Genomic DNA, 17,655 nt, shown 5'->3' with positions numbered 1-17,655 from the left:
TCGTTGAGCGGTTGCGTATGAATACCAAACGATGTTCGGTATTCATCGGACATGCTGGCAGATCGGCCACCCCTGCCGCAAGACATTCACGAACGATGTTTGGTTTTCGTGATCCGGACACGACGGATACCCTGGGGCCATGTCGACACGAGGGGCCTACGCCAAGGGCGTGGCGAAGCGCGAGGAGATCCTCGACGCGGCGCTCGCCGTCGTCGCCGAACACGGGTACCGGAAGGCTTCCGTCCGCGAGATCGCGGATGCAGCGGGACTCAGCCCCGCTGGGCTCCTGCACTACTTCGGCTCCAAGGAAGAGCTGTTCGTCGCGATCCTGCGCGCCCGAGACGACCGGGACCAGCAGCAGTACGCGGCCGAAGACGCTTCCGCAGCTTTCCTCGCGATCATGCGCCACAACGCATCCGTGCCGGGCCTCGTACAGCTCTATGCGCAGCTGGCCGCGGAGGCCGGAGACCCCTCGCACCCCGCGCATGCCTACTTCCGTGAGCGCACCGACCGCATCGAAGCCTTCACGCGCGCGCAGGTCGCCGCCGACCAGGAAGCCGGCCTCCTCCGAGCCGACCTCGATCCGGCCTGGGTCGTCCGCTCGCTGCATGCCCTGGCCGACGGGCTCCAGACCGCGTGGATGCTCGATCCCTCCCTCGACATGGCCGCCGAGATCGAACAGTTCCTCGTGTTGCTACGCCCGGTGTGACCCCGCGTCGAGGGGCGTCACCTCGGCGTGCGGCATCCGCGCCCTCATGATCCCGATCGCCTCGGGGTTGTCATCGACGAGCACGGCATCTCGACCGAGTACCGATGCCACCGCGCCGGTCGTCCCGCTGCCCGCGAACAGATCGAGCACCCGATCGCCCGGGCGGCTCGAGGCCGTCACGATCCGCCGGAGGATCCCTTCGGGCTTCTGCGTCGGATAGCCGGTCTTCTCGCGGCCGGTCGTCGGCACGATCGTGTGCCACCACACGTCGGTGGGGAGCTTGCCGCGAGCCGCCTTCTCGGGAGTCACGAGCCCGGGGGCCATGTACGGCTCGCGGTCGACCTCGTCCGAGTTGAAGACGTACGCCCGAGGGTTCTTCACGTAGACCAGGATCGTGTCGTGCTTGGTGGGCCAGCGACTGCGCGACTTCGCGCCGTAGTCGTACGCCCAGATCAGCTCGTTCAGGAAGCAGTCGCGCCCGAACACCGCGTCGAGCATCACCTTCGCGTAGTGCGCCTCCCGGTAGTCGAGGTGCAGGTAGAGGGTGCCGTCGTCGGCGAGCAGTCGCCACGCCTCCTCGAGCCGCGGCATCAGGAAGGCACCGTAGTCGTCGAAGCGGTCGTCGTAGGCACGGAGGATTCCGCGCACCCGCTCGTAGGCATGGCCGTGGAATCCGTGGCGCACCTCGGTCTCGGGCACGGCGGGCCCCGGTTCAGAACTCCTCAGTTCTGCACTGCTCACACCCTCGGCACCGCCGGATTCCGGACCGGGCTCCGCGACCCCCGCGGATTCCTGCGGAGTTGTGAACGAGCGTCGCGCGGTCACGACCTGGCGCTCCTGCGTGCGACCGGTGTTGAACGGCGGATCGAGGTATACGAGCGTGAACGACGCCGACGGCAGAGTGGCGGCGACCACGAGGTTGTCACCCTCGATGATCGTGACCGCACCGGTGATCGGGGTCGGGAGGTCAGGCTCCGGAGCCGTCACGGCACCCGATGCAGCCATGCCTCGGTGGCGAACTTCGAAGTGACGAGGGCCTCGGCATCGGCATACTCGTCCGCTGTCACCGATCCGGTCTCCGCGTCGGTCAGCGAGCGGAAGGTGTCCTTGAAGCGCTCGATGATCTCCGCACGCTCGAGCCCGGTCTGCGTGCGCAGCGGATCGACCCGCTTGGCCGCCGACGTGGTGCCCTTGTCGCTGAGCTTCTCGCGCCCGATACGCAGGACCTCGGTCATCATCTGACCGTCGATGTCGTAGGAGAGGGTGGCGTGGTGCAGCACTCCCCCGTTCGCGAGTCGCTTCTGCGCGGCACCCCCGATCTTGCCGGTCGGGCTCGCGATGTCGTTGAGCGGCTGGTAGACCGCGTCGATGCCCAGCGACCGCAGGGCCTGCAGCACCCAGTCGTCGAGGAACGCGTAGGAGTCGGCGAACGTCATGCCCGCGACGAGGGACGCCGGCACGTAGAGCGAGTAGGTGATGATCTGCCCGGCGGCCATGAGCATCGCCCCGCCACCGGAGATGCGGCGGACGACGTCGAACCCGTGCTTCGCAGCCCCTTCCGGATCGACCTCGTTCCGGTAGGACTGGAACGACCCGATCACGACGGCCGATTCGTCCCATTCCCAGATGCGCAGAGTCGGACGACGTCGTCCCTCGCCGACGCGTGAGGTCAGAACCTCGTCGAGCGCCAGGTTCATCCGGGGCGACACGGCCGCGTCGTGCACGATCTCCCAGTCGAAGTCACGCCATCCCGGAGCGGTCACGAGCGCGCGGCGCACCGCGGTGCCGACGGCCTCGGGGGTGAATCCGAGCAGCTGTGCACCGTCGGGCAGAGCTCCGCGGACGGCGGCGGCGATGGCCGAGGCATCCGACTCGGCGGGCATCCCGTTGACGGCGGCGTCGATGTCGTCCAGCGCCGAGTCCGGCTCGAGGAAGAAGTCGCCGGCGAGGCGGAAGCGAGCGATCCGGTCATCCTCGATCTCGAGGTCGACGACGACGAGCTTTCCGCCTGGAACCTTGTATTCACCGTGCACGGTTCCAGCTTAAGGCGCGGAACTCCGCCCGCGGGGCCCGTGCGGGATGGATTTCGCGCCTCGCACCGGCCCCTCAGGCGCGTTTTCGATCCCGCACCGCCGCGGGGAAGAAGCCGTCAGCGCGCCGGGATGTGCTTGTCGAGCCAGGAGAGCACGTCGGCTCGCACCTCGTCCTGCTGCAGTTCCGCGAAGATCTCGTGGCGCGCGTCCGGATAGACCAGCGTCGTGACGTCGGTGAGTCCGGACCGGTTGCGATACTCGTCGGCGAGCTTGTGCACGCTGCGGGGGCCGCCCACCGGGTCGTCGCGCCCGACCAGCAGCAGCATCGGGATGTCGTGACCGAGGTCTTTCGCGGGCCGACCGTAGAGCTTCGCCGCCTCGATCGGCCCGAAGAGCTTGAGGAGCGGAACGTCGGTGGTCAGCGGATCCTCGTCAAACGCGGCCCACACGGCCGGGTCACGGCTGAGCCATTCGAGGCCGGTGGCACCCTCGCCGGCCCACCGCGCGTTCAGGGGCGCTGCGTTGAGCGACCCCGGCATCCGCAGTGCGGACCCCGAGAGGATGACGGCGTCCCAGGCTTCGGGATGGTCGTTGACGAGCATCTGCGCCAGGAACGAGCCCCAGGAATGCCCGAGCAGCACGAGCGGCAGATCGGGGTTCTCCGCACGGATGATGCCCGTCAGCTGCCAGACGGCCTCCTCGGCCGCGCGCAACCCGCCCTTGCCCAGGCGTCCGAGCTTCTCGGGGCCGCCGTGCTGACGGATGCCGGTGCGGCCGTGGCCCCGGTGGTCATCGGCGTACACGTGGAAGCCGGCGGTGGTGAGAGCCCCGATCAGGGCGCCGTATCTCCCGGCGTGCTCCCCGACGCCGTGCAGAAGCTGCACGACTCCGCGGGGCGTCCCGTCCGCAGGATGGACGTCATAGACGATGTCGACGCCATAGGCATCGGTGAACTCGCGGGTATCCATCACGGTGCGAGCCTATCGAGAGCACGGAGGAGCGGCTACCGCGCGAGCGCATCCCGGATCGCGAACGCGGTGTCGCGGTCGGTCACCTCGTAGCCGCCGACCCCATCGGAGGCCGATCCCATCCGCACGCCGCCGTCTTCGAGCACGGCCCGCTTGGCGGAGAAGTGGAGCGCGTCGACGCCGGCGGCCGCGAGCACGGGGGCGCTGTCGACGTCGACCCCGCTGCCTGCCATGACCTCGATCTCCCCCTCGGCCGCGGCGACGAGAGCACGCAGGGTGTCGATGCCGTCGATCGCGGCGGACGCGCCCCCCGAGGTGAGCACTCGGCGCAGACCGAGCTCGCGGGCACTGCGCAGCGTCGCGACCGGGTCCGCGGTCATGTCGATGGCACGGTGCAGCGTGACGGGGGCTCCCCCGGCAGCGTCGCGAAGCCGCGCCATGGCGAACAGGTCGAGGCGTCCCTCGGCGTCGAGCGCGCCGATGACCACCCCGCTCGCACCGGCACTGATCGCGTGGCGGACGTCGCGCTCGGAGACGGCGAGCTCATCCTCGGAGTAGTGGAAACCGCCGGCGCGCGGCCGGATCAGCACATGCACCTCGGGGCCGGCCTGTCCGGCCGCCTCGACCGACAGCTCGACGGTCGCGGGCGACGGGGTCAGCCCACCGAGGGCGAGGGCCGTCGCGAGCTCGACGCGGTCGGCGCCGACTTCTGCGGCGATGCGCACTCCTGCGGGGTCCTGCACGGCGATTTCGAGAGCGATCGTTCGGGTCACCCCTCCATTGTGCCCGGCCTCGGCCGCACCCGAGAGCCAGAAAATTAGATAGGCTATCTAAGTAATGTCTGCGTCCGATGAATCCCTCCACCTCACCGCCACAGACCTGCGTATGGCCACCTTCCGCCTGGCTCGGCGCCTCCGGTGCGCACGGGCCGCGGACTCGATGAGCGACGCGCAGCTCGCGGTGCTCGCCGACCTGCGCATGAACGGTCGCCGCACGATCTCGACCCTCGCCGAGCGCGAGCGGGTGACGGCACCCTCGATGACCAGCACGATCAACGGCCTCGAGGAACAGGGCTTCGTCGTGCGCACCCCCGACGAAGACGACCGTCGACGCGTGCAGGTCGACATCACAGACGCCGGCATCGAGATCGTCGCCGAGACCATCCGGCGGCGCGACGAGCTGCTGGCCGACATGCTGCGCGAGGTGGACTACACCGAAGAAGAACTCACCACGCTGCGCGAAGCGAGCGCGTTGATGCGACGGGTGGTGGAGCGATGAGCGCGATGTTCCGTTCCTTCGCGAACATCAACTACCGGATCTGGTTCGCCGGAGCCCTGGTCTCCAACGTCGGCGGCTGGATGCAGGCGACAGCCCAGGACTGGGTCGTGCTGACCGAGCTGACCGACAACGACGCGACCGCGATGGGCGTCACGATGGCCTTGCAGTTCGGGCCGCCGCTCGTGCTGGTGAGCCTCACCGGCTGGGTGGCCGACCGGTTCGACCGACGACACATCCTGTTCGCCACGCAGTCGGCGCTGCTCGCCCTGGCCGTCGCGGTCGGCGTGCTGCTGCTGAACGGCCTGATGACGCTGCCGATGATGTTCGGCTTCGCCCTCGGGTTCGGCATCGTGAACGCTTTCGACGCTCCCGCCCGACAGGCCTTCGTCTCCGACATGGTCTCGACCGGCGACACCTCCAACGCGGTCGCCTTGAACTCGGCGTCGTTCAACCTGGCGCGGATGATCGGCCCGGCGGTCGGCGGTCTGCTGATCGTCGCGATCGGTTCCGGCTGGGTCTTCATCGTGAACGCCGCAACCTTCCTCGCGATGATCCTCGCCCTGTCGATGCTGCGCACGGGCCTCCTCGCGCCCCGCCTCAAGAGCCGCAGTCGCGGTGGCCTCTCCGACGGCTTCCGATACGTATGGGGCCGCAGCGATCTGCGGGTGGTGTTCGTCACGGTGTTCCTGATCGGCGCGTTCGGCATGAACTTCCCGATCTTCGCCTCGACCATGGCGCTCGAGTTCGGCGCCGGGGCCGACGGCTACGGCGTCCTCAGTTCCGTTCTCGCGATCGGCTCCCTCATCGGCGCGCTGCTGGCGGCGCGCCGCGACAGGGCCAGGGTGCGGGTCGTCATCCTCGCGGCCGGAGGGTTCGGCATCGCCGCGTTCGTCTCCTCCGCGATGCCGACCTACGCGTCCTATGCCGTCACCTTGACGTTCACCGGGTTCATGATCGTGACCCTGCTGACGACCGCAAACGGCTACGTGCAGATCACGACCGAACCGACCCTGCGCGGACGCGTGCTCGCCCTCTACATGGCGGTGATCATGGGATCGACGCCCGTGGGAGCGCCGATCGCCGGGTGGGTCGCCGACGTCTTCGGACCGCGCGCGGCCATCATGCTCGGTGGCACAGCCGGATTCGTCGCGTGCGCGATCGGCGTCATCTGGGTCGCGACCTCGGGGCGCCTGCGTCGCGCCGAGAACCGTCGATTCCTGCTCACCCTCGACGAGACCCGTCCGCTGCGGGTCGTCGAGGTGGACCCGATCGAGTTCAGCGACGAAGCCGCCGTGACTACGCCGATCCGCAGCCCGAAGAACCGCGACGACGATCGCTGACCCTCCGCGCCGGGTTTGTCAACGCCCTCCACGGCTGCCCCGGCCGTACGTATCGTCGTCGCATGGATGAGAACACGGAACGCACCCCCCACTCGACGGACCCGGCAGAGGGCGCACCGGAAACCGCCGTCCCGGACGAGGACTCGGGCCAGGGCGACGGCACCGGCGGAGCGATCCAGGGCGACAGCTCCCGGGGCGAGTCGACCGGTGGCGCCATCCAAGGCGACGCGGGTCAGGGCCATCGCTCGGCCCTCGGCGGTGACGAGAACACCGAGGAGCAGCTCGACGCGGACAACGAGGCCGAGGAGGACTCGCTGAAGACGCTCGACCCGGATTCCCCGCCCGCCTGAGCGCGGCAGGGGCTCAGGCCAGCACGAGCTTGAGCTGCTCCACCGCCCAGTCGAGTTCGGTCGCGCGGATCACGAGCGGCGGCGCGATGCGGATGGTCTGCCCGTGCGTGTCCTTGACGAGCACACCCCGCTCGAGCAGCTTCTCGGCGATCTCGCGGCCGGTGCCCTTCGCGGGGTCGATGTCGACTCCGGCCCAGAGACCGGCGAGGCGCACGGCCGTCACGCCGTGGCCGATCAGCGGCTGGAGGGCTTGATCCAGGTGAGCGCCGAGCGCACGCGCCCGCTCCTGGAACTCGCCGTTCTGCAGCATCTCGACCACGCGCAGGCCCACGGCCGCCGCGAGCGGATTCCCGCCGAAGGTCGAGCCGTGCTCGCCGGGCCGGATCACGCCGAGCACGTCGGCGTCGCCGACCACGGCCGAGACCGGAAGCAGGCCGCCGCCGAGGGCCTTGCCGAGCAGGTACAGGTCGGGGACGACGCCTTCCCGGTTGCACGCGAAGGTCTCCCCTACCCGCCCCAGGCCCGCCTGGATCTCGTCGGCGATGAACAGCACGTTCTTCTCGTCGCAGATCTCACGGATGCGGCGCAGGTAGCCCTCCGGCGGGATCACGACACCCGCCTCGCCCTGGATCGGCTCCACGAGCACGGCCGCCGTCTCGTCGGTGATGGCCGCAGCGATCGCGTCCGCGTCCCCGTAGGGCACGACGTCGAAACCGGGCGTGTACGGACCGAAGTCGTCGCGAGCCGTCTCGTCGTCGCTGAAGCTGACGATGGTGGTCGTACGACCGTGGAAGTTCCCGGCCGCGACGATGATGCGCGCCTTGCCCTCGGCGATGCCCTTGACGCGGTATCCCCAGGCCCGGGCGACCTTGATGCCGGTCTCCACGGCCTCGGCCCCGGTGTTCATCGGCAGCACGAGCTCTTTGCCGGCGAGTTCGGCGAGTGCCGCGGCGAACGGTTCGAGCCGGTCGCTCTGGAAGGCGCGGCTGACGAGCGTCACGCGTCCGAGCTGTTCGGTGAGCGCCGCGACGAGGGCCGGATGCCGGTGGCCGAAGTTCACGGCGGAGTACGCAGCGAGCAGGTCGAGGTAGCGCTTGCCCTCCACATCCGTCACCCAGGCACCCTCGGCGCGGGCGATGTTCACCGGCAGCGGGTGATAGTTGTGCGCGACGTGCGGCTCGGTGCCCGCGGTGGTGGTCTCGTCGAGGGCGGTCACTTCGCACCCCGCAGTTCGAGCGTGCAGCACTTGATCCCGCCACCGCCGAGGAGAAGCTCGGAGAGGTCGATCAGGATCGGGTTGTACCCGCGCTCGCGCAGCTGCTTCTCGAAGCCCTTCGCACGCGGCGAGATGACCACGTTGTAGCCGTCGCTCGCCGAGTTGAGGCCGAACACCGAACCGTCCTCATCCGAGACGAGGATCGCGTCGGGGAATCGCTCTTCGAGGATCGCGCGGCTGGCGTCGTCGAAGGCACCGGGGAGGTACGCGATGTTCGCGCGCTCGGGGCCGCCGTTCTCCGTGCCCTGCACCGGATCGAGCACGGCGATGGCGGTGTCGAGGTGGTAGAAGCGCGGGTCGACCAGGGTGAGCGAGACGACCTCGCGGCCGAAGACCTCGCCGACCTCACGGTGGCTGTCTCCCGTCGACCGGAAGCCGGTGCCGGCCAGGATCACGTCGCCGACGAGGAGGAAGTCCCCCTCACCCTCGTTGACCTCCTTCGGCATCACGGTGTCGAAGCCCGCGGCACGGAACCAGTCGGCGAAGGCCGGGGACTCGCCCTGACGCTCGACGAAGCGGAACTCGGGCACGTAGGCGCGACCGTCGATGAGGAACCCGCCGTTGGCCGTGTAGACCATGTCGGGGTATCCGGGGAGCGGATCGATGAGCTCGACCTCGTGGCCCAGCTCGATGTACAGATCGTGGAGCTTCTGCCACTGCGCGACCGCGTTGGCGGTGTCGGTCGGCCTCGTCGGCTCCATCCACGGGTTGATCGAGTAGTTGACCGTGAAGTGCTCCGGCTTGCACATCAGGTAGCGGCGGTGGTGCGCGGTGCGGGCGGGGGCGGGGGAGACGGCGGCTTCAGGCGTCGACATGGGTGCTCTCCTCGGAGGACGGGCGCGGCGGACGCTGTCCAGGGGCCCGGCGGTCCTTCGACCCTTCGCTCGTTCAGAGCGGGCGTCGGGGAAGATGCGACTCGGGCACGCCGGGGTCCATTGTGTCACCCGCCGCCTGTATGCCGCCAGAGCACCGCGCGGGTCGGTTCAGGAGCCGGAGCCGGAGCCGGTGACGACAAGCTTGCCGACCGTATGACCGGCCGCGATGCGAGACAGGGCGGTGGCGGCCTCCGAGAAGGGGTACTCCTGTTCGACCACGGGAACCACACGTCCGTCGGCCACGAGTTGGAGGAGCTTCGCGAGCACTTCCGGACGCGGAGTCGCGGCGAGGGGACGGATGCTCCGCGATCCGATCGACAGGAACACCGCGCGCAGCATCCGGGGGATCGGGCCCAGCACGTGTCCGCCGTCTCCCGTGACCAGCACCACGGTGCCTCCGGGAGCGACGAGGCGCTTCAGCTCCCGCAGCGGCATCCCCCCGGCGATGTCGACGATCGCGTCGAACCGTCCGGCGGGGAGGTCGGCCAGCGGGGACTCCCGGTGATCGAAGGTGCGGATGGCGCCCAGCCGCTCGACCAGCGGTGCGTTGCGGGCACGGCAGGTCGCCCAGACCTCGGCCCCACGGAGCGCCGCGAGCTGCACGGCGAAGGTACCGACACCACCCGAGGCGCCGATGATGAGGACACGCGGCGTCCCGGCATGCGCGAGCCCCACCCCGGCGAGGTCGAGCGCCTGCCACGCAGTCCCCCCGGCCACCGGAAGGCACGCGGCGGACTCGGGCGCGATGTCGGGCGGGATCGGCACGAGCCGTGAGGCCGGCACGCTCACGTATTCGCCGAGGCCTCCGCCGCCGACGAGCTCTCCGACCACGTCCTCCCCCAGCTCCGCGCCCACGATGTCGGGCCCGAGTGCGACCACGGTGCCGGCGACCTCCATACCGCGCACCGGATGCTTCGGACGGGTCAGGCCGTACACCGGCCGGACGAGCAGCGGATCACCGAGGAGGAGACGCACATCGCCCGCGTTCAGGGCTGTGGCGCGCACCCGCAGCAGCACCTCCCCACGACCGGGCGTCGGGACGGGGATGCTCTGCAGCGTCACGCCGTCGGCCGCCCCGTAGGTCTCCCGGGACCATGCCTGCATCGACCGGTTCATGCGGATGCTCCTGACGTGTCGGGATACTCGAAGATGTCGTCGAGGCCCACACCGAACGCGCGGGCGATCTGGAAGGCGAGCTCGAGCGTCGGCGAGTACTTCTGCTGTTCGATCGCGATGAGCGTCTGGCGCGTCACACCGACCGTGCGTGCGAGTTCGGCCTGGGTGAGTCCTGCCTGTTCGCGGTGCACACGGATGGTGTTCGAGACGCGGGTGGGCTTGACCATCAGACGAGTCCTCGCCGGTAGGCGATCACCCGCGCGATGCCGCCGACGAGCGCCGACACCGCGAAGCCCGCGAACATGGTGTTCGCGATCCAGAAGACGTCGGCTCCGACGGCGCACAGCGCGATGACTCCGAGTCCCGCGACCACGACGAAAGCCTGCTCGACCCTTCCGCCCATGCGGCTGATGTCGCGGTCGCGGATGTCCGAGCGACCCACCCCGTCCGGATCCGTCATCCCGGCGATGATCCCCCAGACGATGCTGAGGACGATGGTCGCGACGATGCCGCCACCGATCACCCACAGCATGAGCGGGAACCAGTCGACGTCGGTGAGCGGTCCTCCCCCGGCCTGCTGAAGCACCAGCGCGACGTACACGACCATCACGATCGGGCTGACGATGAGCCCCGACCAGGCATTGCGTTCTTCGTAGACCATGACGCCTCCGATGTAAAAGATTCTTGACACACTCAGCGTACGTCCGCGATATGCGTGTGTCAAGAATTCTTTACATCCGGGGCGATCCCATGCCGTTCCGGTCGCGATATGGCGCCCTATTCTCGGTTTTCGGCTGCCATATCGCGACGGGAGCAGGAGAACGGGACACCCGGACCCGACGGGGACGCGGGCGAACTCAGATCACGTCACTGCTCCACGGGTCGAGGTTGCCGTAGCGGTGCGCGGTGATCGAGATCGACTGCTCGTGCACGAACGGCAGCAGCTCGATGCGGGCCGCGCCCGTCACCTCGCCGTCGTACACCGCGAGGTCGGGATCGCCGGCGGAGGCCGTGGCGAGCTTCGCGCGCAGCGCGGCCACCCCCTCACGACCGCCGACCAGCCGCACGCGGTCGGCCACCGGAAGCGCGACGCCCTCGGGACCAGCGTCCTGCCGCTGCAGGCGCTGCAGCCACTCGTCGTCGCTCTCCAAGAACACGGGGGCGTCGAGATCGCTGAGCGCGCGACGCACATCGGCGGGCAGCCCGACCGGAGTCGAGAGGACGAACGCCGCTCCGGCGCGCACACCGGCGATGACGACGCGCAGCAGCTCCTGCAGTCCCGCATCCGCCGTCGCGCGGACCTCGACCGGCACCGGACGGTAGCGGAACAGGTTCCGCTCGACATCGAGGTGCGACACGTCGCGCACCTGCCCGAACTCGCGGTCCCAGGCCAGCGCATCGGACAGCGCCGATCGACGCAGCCACTCGAACGACTCGTAGGCGAGCGAGGACTGCGCCGACTCGATCAGAGCCGTGATGCGGGAGTCGAGTCCGCGCAGGTGCAGCGTGCTGGACGCCGGGCCGCCCGCCTGCGAGCGCCACGACCCCAGTCCGATCAGGTAGTTCGGCCCGCCCGCTTTCGCGCCGGGACCGACCGAAGACCGTTTCCACCCACCGAACGGCTGCCGTTGCACGATCGCGCCCGTGATGCCGCGGTTCACGTACAGGTTCCCCGCCTCGACCCGATCGAGCCACAGAGCGAGATCGTCCGGGTCCTGCGTGTACAGCCCGGCGGTGAGGCCGTAGGCGACCGCGTTCTGCATCTCGATGGCCTTCGCGAGGGTGGGAGCATGCATGACCCCCAGCACCGGGCCGAAGAACTCCTCCGTGTGGAAGCGCGACCCCGGCTGCACTCCGACGCGGATACCGGGTCGCCACAGTCGCCCGCTGCCATCGTCGCCCTCGGCGAGCGCAGGCTCGATCAGCCACTGCTCCTCCCCCTCGAGCTCGCTCAGCGCCCAGGCGAGCTTGCCGTCGGGTCGCTCGATCACCGGCCCGACCTCGGCCAGCGGATCGGTCGGCGGACCGATGTGCAGCGAGCGCACGGCATCCGCGAGCTGGCGCGCGAACCGCGGGGACCGGCCGACCGGGCCCACCAGGATCGCCAGCGAGGCGGCGGAGCACTTCTGACCTGCGTGGCCGAAGGCACTCTTGACGAGGTCGGCGACCGCGAGATCGAGGTCGGCGGACGGGGTGATGATCATCGCGTTCTTGCCACTGGTCTCCGCGAGCAGCGGGAGGTCCGGACGCCAGGAGCGGAACAGCGCCGCCGTGTCCCACGCCCCCGTGAGGATCACGCGATCGACCGCCTCGTGCGTGATGAGGTCGCGACCGAGATCGCCCTCTTCGACATCGACCAGCGCGAGCAGATCACGAGGGATGCCGGCCTGCCACAGCGTCTCCGCGATGACGGCGGCGCAGCGACGTGCCTGCGGGGCGGGCTTGAAGACCACGCCGGAACCGGCGGCGAGCGCGGCGAGCACCCCGCCCGCCGGGATCGCGAGGGGGAAATTCCACGGCGGGGTGACCACGGTCACGGATGACGGCACGAAGACGGCCCCGGCGATCGCATCGAGCTCGCGTGCCTTCGCGGCGTAGTAGCGGGCGAAGTCGACCGCCTCGCTCACCTCCACGTCGGCCTCCGCGAAGACCTTTCCGGTCTCCGAGGCAGCGACCTCGATGAGATCCGCCCGCCGCCCTTCGAGCGCTGCCGCCGCGCGGAGCAGCACCTCGGCCCGCTCCGCAGCGGGTCGTCCGCCCCAGGCGGGAGCGGCGCGGCGGACACCCTGCACGATCCGGTCCAACGCCGCGGCATCGTCGACCCGCCCGGCAGCGACCGTCGCGGCGCCGAGATCGGACCCGGGGATGCGCTCGCGCACCTCGCGCGCCCAGTCGCGGTTCGCGGGGAGGGCGGGGTCGGTGTCGGCCGTGTTGACGAACCCCGGAGCGCCGCCCGCGTCGTGCTCCAGTTCGCGGGCGGAGTACACGGCCGTCTCGAGGAAGGCCTCCCGTCCGCCGTCGTCGGATCCGCGGGAGATGCCGAGCACCGCCTTGGTGAGGTCGGTCTCCGGGGCGGGAGCCGACGGGACGGGCCGCACGGACTCGTGCACGGGGGCGTGCCGGTCCTGGGTGCGACGCGGTCCGGTGCGGAGAGTCGGATCGGCGGCGCGATCGAGTGCATCGAGGAACCGGTCCTGCTCGCGCACGAACAGGGACTCGTCCTCGCCGAGCCGGAGCGCCGCGGAGAGGAAGTTCTCCGCAGAGGCGTTCTCCTCCAGCCTCCGCACCAGGTAGCTGATCGCGACGTCGAACTCGGCGGGCTCCACCACGGGCACGTAGAGCAGCACCGGACCGACTTCGCGGGAAACGGCCTGCACCTGCCCCTGCGCCATCCCGAGGAGCATCTCGAACTCGACGGCGTCCCGGACACCGCGCTCACCGGCGAGGAGCCAGGCGTAGGCGATGCCGAAGAGGTTGTGTCCGGCGACACCGATCTTCACCGCCGCCGTGTGCTCGGGTCGCAGTGCCCAGTCCAGGCAGCGCAGGTGGTTCGCATCGGTGTCGAGCTTCGTGTCGTAGGTCGCGGGTTCCCATCCGTGCATCCGCGCCTCGACCCGCTCCATCGCGAGGTTCGCACCCTTGACCAGCCGCACCTTGATGCGGGCCCCGCCGTGCGCGACGCGATCCTGCGCCCAGGCGGTGAGCTCCTGCAGGGCGGGCAGCGCATCGGGGAGGTAGGCCTGCAACACGATCCCGGCTTCGAGTCCGGCCAGACGCGGATCTTCCAGGAGGCGCGTGAACACCGCGATGGTCAGATCGAGGTCGCGGTACTCCTCCGTGTCGAGGTTGATGAACGTGCCGTCCCCCGCGGCCGTGAGGTACAGCGGCAGAAGCCGTTCGACGACCTCGTCGACGACCTCGTCGAACGCCCACATCGACAGGTGGCTGACGATGGCGGACACCTTGACCGAGACATAGTCGACGTCCGGTCGCTGGATGAGTTCGTGGATGCCGTCGAGGCGACGCCGCGCCTCCGCTTCGCCCAGAACCGCCTCGCCGAGCAGGTTGAGGTTGAGCCGGGAACCGTCCGCGGCGATCCGCTCGATGGCGGCGCCGAGCTTCGCGGGGCGGGCGTCGACGACGAGGTGCCCGACCATGTCGCGCAGCACTCTGCGGGCGATCGGCACGACGGGTGCAGGGAGGATGGGGGCCACTCCTCCGCCGAGGCGCACCACGGAACGCAGGTACCACGGGAGGAACTCGGGCACGATCGGAGCGATCCGGCGCAACTGCGAGGCGGCAGCGGTCAGGCTTTCGGGGCGCATCACGCCGTCGACGAAGCCGAGCGTGAACGGGAGGCCGTTCGCGTCCTGCAACACACCCGCGAGCCGGGCGGCCGCGGGGTCGGGTTCGACGGCCGCGGCCTCGATCGCCCACCGCCGAGCGAGCTCGACGGCGCGGTCTGCGAGGGGTGCGGATGCCACGGCATCCGGCGGGGTGTCGGCCATGGATTTCAGCCTAGGTCGGGAGCAGGATCCCTCGGCCGTTCGAATCGCGCAATCGGTCGCTTTTCCCTCTCGGATGGCGTCGATCGCGCGATTCGAAACCGAGGTCACAGCGCCGCGATGATGTCCTCCACCCGCTGCTTGGCATCACCGAACAGCATCGAGGCGTTGTCGCGGAAGAACAGTGGATTCTGCACCCCCGCGTAGCCGGCGGCCATCGAGCGCTTGAACACGATGACGTTCTCGGCCTCCCACACCTTGAGCACCGGCATCCCGGCGATGGGGCTGCCCGGGTCCTCGGCCGCAGCCGGGTTCACGGTGTCGTTCGCCCCGATCACCAGCACCACCGAAGTCGATGCGAGGTCGTCGTTGATCTCGTCCATGCTGAGAACGATGTCGTACGGGACCTTGGCCTCGGCCAGCAGCACGTTCATGTGACCGGGAAGGCGCCCGGCCACCGGGTGGATGCCGAACCGCACGTCCACCCCGCGTTCGCGGAGCCTGTGGACCAGATCAGCCACCGGGTACTGCGCCTGAGCGACGGCCATGCCGTAGCCGGGTGTGATCACGACGCTGCCCGCGGCGACGAGCATCTCGGCCGCCCCCTCGGCGGTGATCTCGCGGTGCTCGCCGTACTCGGTGTCGTCCGCGGACGGTGCGGCGATCCCGAAACCGCCCGCGATGACGGAGAGGAACGAGCGGTTCATGGCCTTGCACATCACGTACGACAGGTAGGCACCCGACGAGCCGACCAGCGCACCCGTGACGATCAGCAGGTCGTTGTTGAGGAGGAAACCCGCCGCGGCGGCCGCCCAGCCCGAGTAGCTGTTGAGCATCGAGACGACGACCGGCATGTCGCCACCGCCGATCGAAGCGACCAGATGCCAGCCGAGGGCGAACGCGAGCACGGTGACCGCGATCAGGAGCCAGAGCTGCTGGTCATTCACGAACCACACGGTGAGCGCGACGAAGGCGACGAGCGCGCCGACGTTCAGGCCGTTCTTGCCGGGGAGCATGAGCGGCGCGGAAGACATCCTGGCCGATAGCTTGAGGTAGGCGACGATCGATCCGGTGAAGGTGACGCCGCCGATGAAGATCCCGATGAAGACCTCGGCGTTGTGGATGCCGACGAGCTCGGGGGCGAGCTCCGGGTGCGCGAGGTAGCCGTTCCAGCCGACGAGCACGGCGGCCAGACCGACGAAGCTGTGCAAGAGCGCGATGAGCTCGGGCATTCCCGTCATCTCGACGACCCTGGCCCGCCAGAGCCCGATGGCTGCGCCGACCAGCACGGCGGCCACCAGCAGGCCGAGACCGAGGAACGCACCGGTGCTCCAGGCGTCGGCGACGGTGAGGGCGACGGTCGCGACGAGCGCGATGGTCATGCCGGCGATGCCGTACACCACCCCCGCGCGTGCCGACTCGTGGCGGCTGAGGCGCGCGAGACTCAGGATGAACAGCAGGGCGGCGACGATGTACGCCGCTCCGACGAACGCGTCGATGGTCATTTCCGGCCACCCTTCGCGGAGTTGCCGAGGGTGAACATCGCGAGCATCCGGCGGGTGACCGCGAATCCTCCGAAGATGTTGATGGATGCCAGCAGCACGGCGATCGTCGCGAGCACCTGCACGACCGGAATCGGTGAGGTGACCTGCAGCATCGCGCCGACGACGATGACGCCGGAGATCGCGTTCGTCACCGACATGAGCGGGGTGTGCAGCGCGTGGTGCACCTTGCCGATCACGGAGAAGCCGATCACGACCGAGAGCACGAGCACGGTGAAGTGCTGCGGAAGCGGCGCGGGTGCGAACGCGTTCACGGCGAAGAGGGCGGCGATGCCCAGCACGATCAGGGTCACCCGGCGCGCCGTCGACATCTTCTTCGGCGGGGCGACTTCGACGGGATCCGCGGCGGCTCTCGCAGCGGGCGCGGCGGCGACCTGCACGGCGGGCGGCGGCCAGGTGACCTCCCCGTCGCGGACGACGGTGACCGAACGCTGCACCACGTCGTCGAAGTCGATCACGAGCCGTCCGTCCTTCGCGGGCGTCAGCAGGGCGACCAGGTTCGCCAGGTTCGTGCCGTAGAGCTGGGATGCCTGAGAGGCCAGGCGCGACGCCAGATCGGTGTACCCCAGGATGATCACACCGTTGTCGGTGACGATGCGTTCGCCCGCGACGGACCCTTCGACGTTGCCGCCCTGCCCCGCGGCCATGTCGACGATCACGCTGCCGGGCTTCATCCGGGCGACGTCGGACGCCGTGATCAGGCGCGGTGCCGCACGCCCGGGGATGAGGGCGGTCGTGATGATGATGTCGACGTCGGCCGCCTGCTCGGTGTAGATCTCGGCGGCCCGTCGGTCGTAGTCCGCGCTCGTCGCCTTCGCATAGCCGTCGGTGGACGCGGCGACCTCGACGTCGACCGGGAGGTACGTCCCCCCGATCGAGGTCACCTGGTCGGCGACTTCGGGGCGCGGATCGGTGGCGCGGACGACGGCTCCGAGGCTCGACGCCGCACCGATGGCCGCGAGCCCCGCGACTCCGGCTCCCGCGACGAGCACCTTCGCCGGCGGCACCTTGCCGGCGGCGGTCACCTGGCCCGTGAAGAAGCGGCCGAACTCGTGGGCGGCTTCGACGACCGCCCGATATCCGGCGATGTTCGCCATCGAACTGAGCACGTCCATGGACTGCGCCCGCGAGATGCGGGGCACCGCATCGAGAGCGACCGCGGTGATCCTGCGCTGCGCGAGAGCCTCGACCAGGTCGGGACGCAGTGCCGGCGACAGCAGGGCGATGAGGGTCGCCCCGTCGGCGAGGAGGGCGATCTCCTCCGGTCCGGGCGCCGTGATCGCGAGCACGATCTCACTCCCCCACGCCTCCGCCCTGTCCACGAGCACGGCACCGGCGGCTTCATAGTCCGCATCGGGGAACGACGCCGCCGCTCCTGCTCCTCGTTCGACCCTGACCGTGTGTCCCAGCCTGCCGAGCGACGCGATGGTCGCCGGGGTGGCCGAGACCCGTGCTTCGCCCGCAGGCTCCCGCACGATGCCGATGACTGCCACTGCTTCCTCCTCCACCCGTCTGCGTCGACGGGATCACCGGGGCGTCCGCGCCCCTGACTTCCCGCTCAGAGTACTGAGAGGGCGATCGGGAGCAGCCCTCTTTCGGCTCTATGACGGGGAAAGAAGCGAGGTTCTTACGGAAAGCAGAGG

At 69.7% G+C, this 17,655-nt stretch carries 16 protein-coding genes; 4 read left to right on the top strand and 12 right to left on the bottom strand.

The genetic code is table 11. The features are described 5' to 3' along the window. Positions 1–139: 139 nt before the first annotated feature. Complete coding sequence (locus tag LVJ59_RS12950) at positions 140–709, top strand: TetR/AcrR family transcriptional regulator (RefSeq protein WP_131494361.1); 570 nt, start codon at positions 140–142, stop codon at positions 707–709. On the opposite strand, the gene LVJ59_RS12945 is transcribed toward LVJ59_RS12950, so the two are convergent. The 4 genes from LVJ59_RS12945 to LVJ59_RS12930 form a co-directional block, all read right to left on the bottom strand. Then, a complete protein-coding gene (locus LVJ59_RS12945) occupies positions 695–1,714 on the bottom strand; it encodes a site-specific DNA-methyltransferase (RefSeq protein ID WP_232763369.1) in 1,020 nt (339 codons plus the stop codon). The two genes, LVJ59_RS12950 and LVJ59_RS12945, sit on opposite strands and share 15 nt — an antisense overlap. After that, positions 1,693–2,742 carry a biotin/lipoate A/B protein ligase family protein gene (locus LVJ59_RS12940; RefSeq protein ID WP_232763368.1) on the bottom strand — a complete coding sequence of 350 codons (1,050 nt, stop codon included), beginning with the start codon at positions 2,740–2,742 and terminating at the stop codon, positions 1,693–1,695. Before LVJ59_RS12940 ends, LVJ59_RS12945 begins: the two co-directional genes overlap by 22 nt. Before the next feature lie 116 nt (positions 2,743–2,858). Beyond that, on the bottom strand, positions 2,859–3,710 hold the full coding sequence (locus LVJ59_RS12935) for an alpha/beta fold hydrolase (RefSeq protein ID WP_131494368.1): 852 nt from the start codon (positions 3,708–3,710) through the stop codon (positions 2,859–2,861). 35 nt (positions 3,711–3,745) lie between these two features. Next, positions 3,746–4,483, bottom strand: coding sequence for a copper homeostasis protein CutC (locus LVJ59_RS12930; protein ID WP_047520321.1), 738 nt, complete (start codon positions 4,481–4,483; stop codon positions 3,746–3,748). 64 nt (positions 4,484–4,547) lie between these two features. On the opposite strand from LVJ59_RS12930, the gene LVJ59_RS12925 reads away from it, so the two are divergent. The 3 genes from LVJ59_RS12925 to LVJ59_RS12915 all read left to right on the top strand — a co-directional run bounded on the left by LVJ59_RS12925 (position 4,548) and on the right by LVJ59_RS12915 (position 6,678). Next, on the top strand, positions 4,548–4,988 hold the full coding sequence (locus LVJ59_RS12925; protein WP_232763367.1) for a MarR family winged helix-turn-helix transcriptional regulator: 441 nt from the start codon (positions 4,548–4,550) through the stop codon (positions 4,986–4,988). Positions 4,989–4,993: 5 nt separating this feature from the next. Continuing rightward, a complete protein-coding gene (locus tag LVJ59_RS12920) occupies positions 4,994–6,328 on the top strand; it encodes an MFS transporter (RefSeq protein WP_232763366.1) in 1,335 nt (444 codons plus the stop codon). A 62-nt stretch (positions 6,329–6,390) separates the two neighbouring features. Beyond that, positions 6,391–6,678, top strand: a complete 288-nt coding sequence (locus LVJ59_RS12915) for a hypothetical protein (protein WP_047520327.1) — start codon at positions 6,391–6,393, stop codon at positions 6,676–6,678. Between the two features lie 13 nt (positions 6,679–6,691). On the opposite strand, the gene rocD is transcribed toward LVJ59_RS12915, so the two are convergent. The 8 genes from rocD to LVJ59_RS12875 all read right to left on the bottom strand — a co-directional run bounded on the left by rocD (position 6,692) and on the right by LVJ59_RS12875 (position 17,505). After that, positions 6,692–7,894 carry an ornithine--oxo-acid transaminase gene (rocD, locus tag LVJ59_RS12910; RefSeq protein ID WP_232763365.1) on the bottom strand — a complete coding sequence of 401 codons (1,203 nt, stop codon included), beginning with the start codon at positions 7,892–7,894 and terminating at the stop codon, positions 6,692–6,694. Beyond that, a complete protein-coding gene (gene ddaH, locus LVJ59_RS12905; RefSeq protein ID WP_047520331.1) occupies positions 7,891–8,769 on the bottom strand; it encodes a dimethylargininase in 879 nt (292 codons plus the stop codon). Before ddaH ends, rocD begins: the two co-directional genes overlap by 4 nt. A gap of 168 nt (positions 8,770–8,937) precedes the next feature. Further along, on the bottom strand, positions 8,938–9,945 hold the full coding sequence (locus LVJ59_RS12900) for an NAD(P)-dependent alcohol dehydrogenase (RefSeq protein ID WP_232763364.1): 1,008 nt from the start codon (positions 9,943–9,945) through the stop codon (positions 8,938–8,940). Further along, on the bottom strand, positions 9,942–10,172 hold the full coding sequence (locus LVJ59_RS12895; protein ID WP_047520335.1) for a helix-turn-helix transcriptional regulator: 231 nt from the start codon (positions 10,170–10,172) through the stop codon (positions 9,942–9,944). Before LVJ59_RS12895 ends, LVJ59_RS12900 begins: the two co-directional genes overlap by 4 nt. Further along, positions 10,172–10,606, bottom strand: a complete 435-nt coding sequence (locus LVJ59_RS12890; RefSeq protein ID WP_232763363.1) for a hypothetical protein — start codon at positions 10,604–10,606, stop codon at positions 10,172–10,174. The genes LVJ59_RS12895 and LVJ59_RS12890 overlap by 1 nt, the downstream gene beginning before the upstream one ends. Positions 10,607–10,802: 196 nt before the next feature. Further along, entirely contained in the window at positions 10,803–14,453 is a 3,651-nt protein-coding gene (locus tag LVJ59_RS12885) for a proline dehydrogenase family protein (protein WP_232763362.1), read from the bottom strand. Between the two features lie 104 nt (positions 14,454–14,557). After that, entirely contained in the window at positions 14,558–15,955 is a 1,398-nt protein-coding gene (gene pntB, locus LVJ59_RS12880; protein WP_232763361.1) for a Re/Si-specific NAD(P)(+) transhydrogenase subunit beta, read from the bottom strand. After that, positions 15,952–17,505: a Re/Si-specific NAD(P)(+) transhydrogenase subunit alpha gene (locus LVJ59_RS12875; protein ID WP_232763360.1), complete on the bottom strand. Its 1,554-nt coding sequence runs from the start codon at positions 17,503–17,505 to the stop codon at positions 15,952–15,954. Before LVJ59_RS12875 ends, pntB begins: the two co-directional genes overlap by 4 nt. Positions 17,506–17,655: the final 150 nt, after the last annotated feature.

It is taken from the genome of Microbacterium sp. KKR3/1, from assembly GCF_021272365.1.
In the GTDB taxonomy this organism is placed as follows: Bacteria; Actinomycetota; Actinomycetes; order Actinomycetales; family Microbacteriaceae; genus Microbacterium; species Microbacterium aurugineum.
The sequence above is the reverse complement of the archived record's forward strand: the minus strand, read 5'-3'. Positions and strand labels throughout refer to the sequence as shown.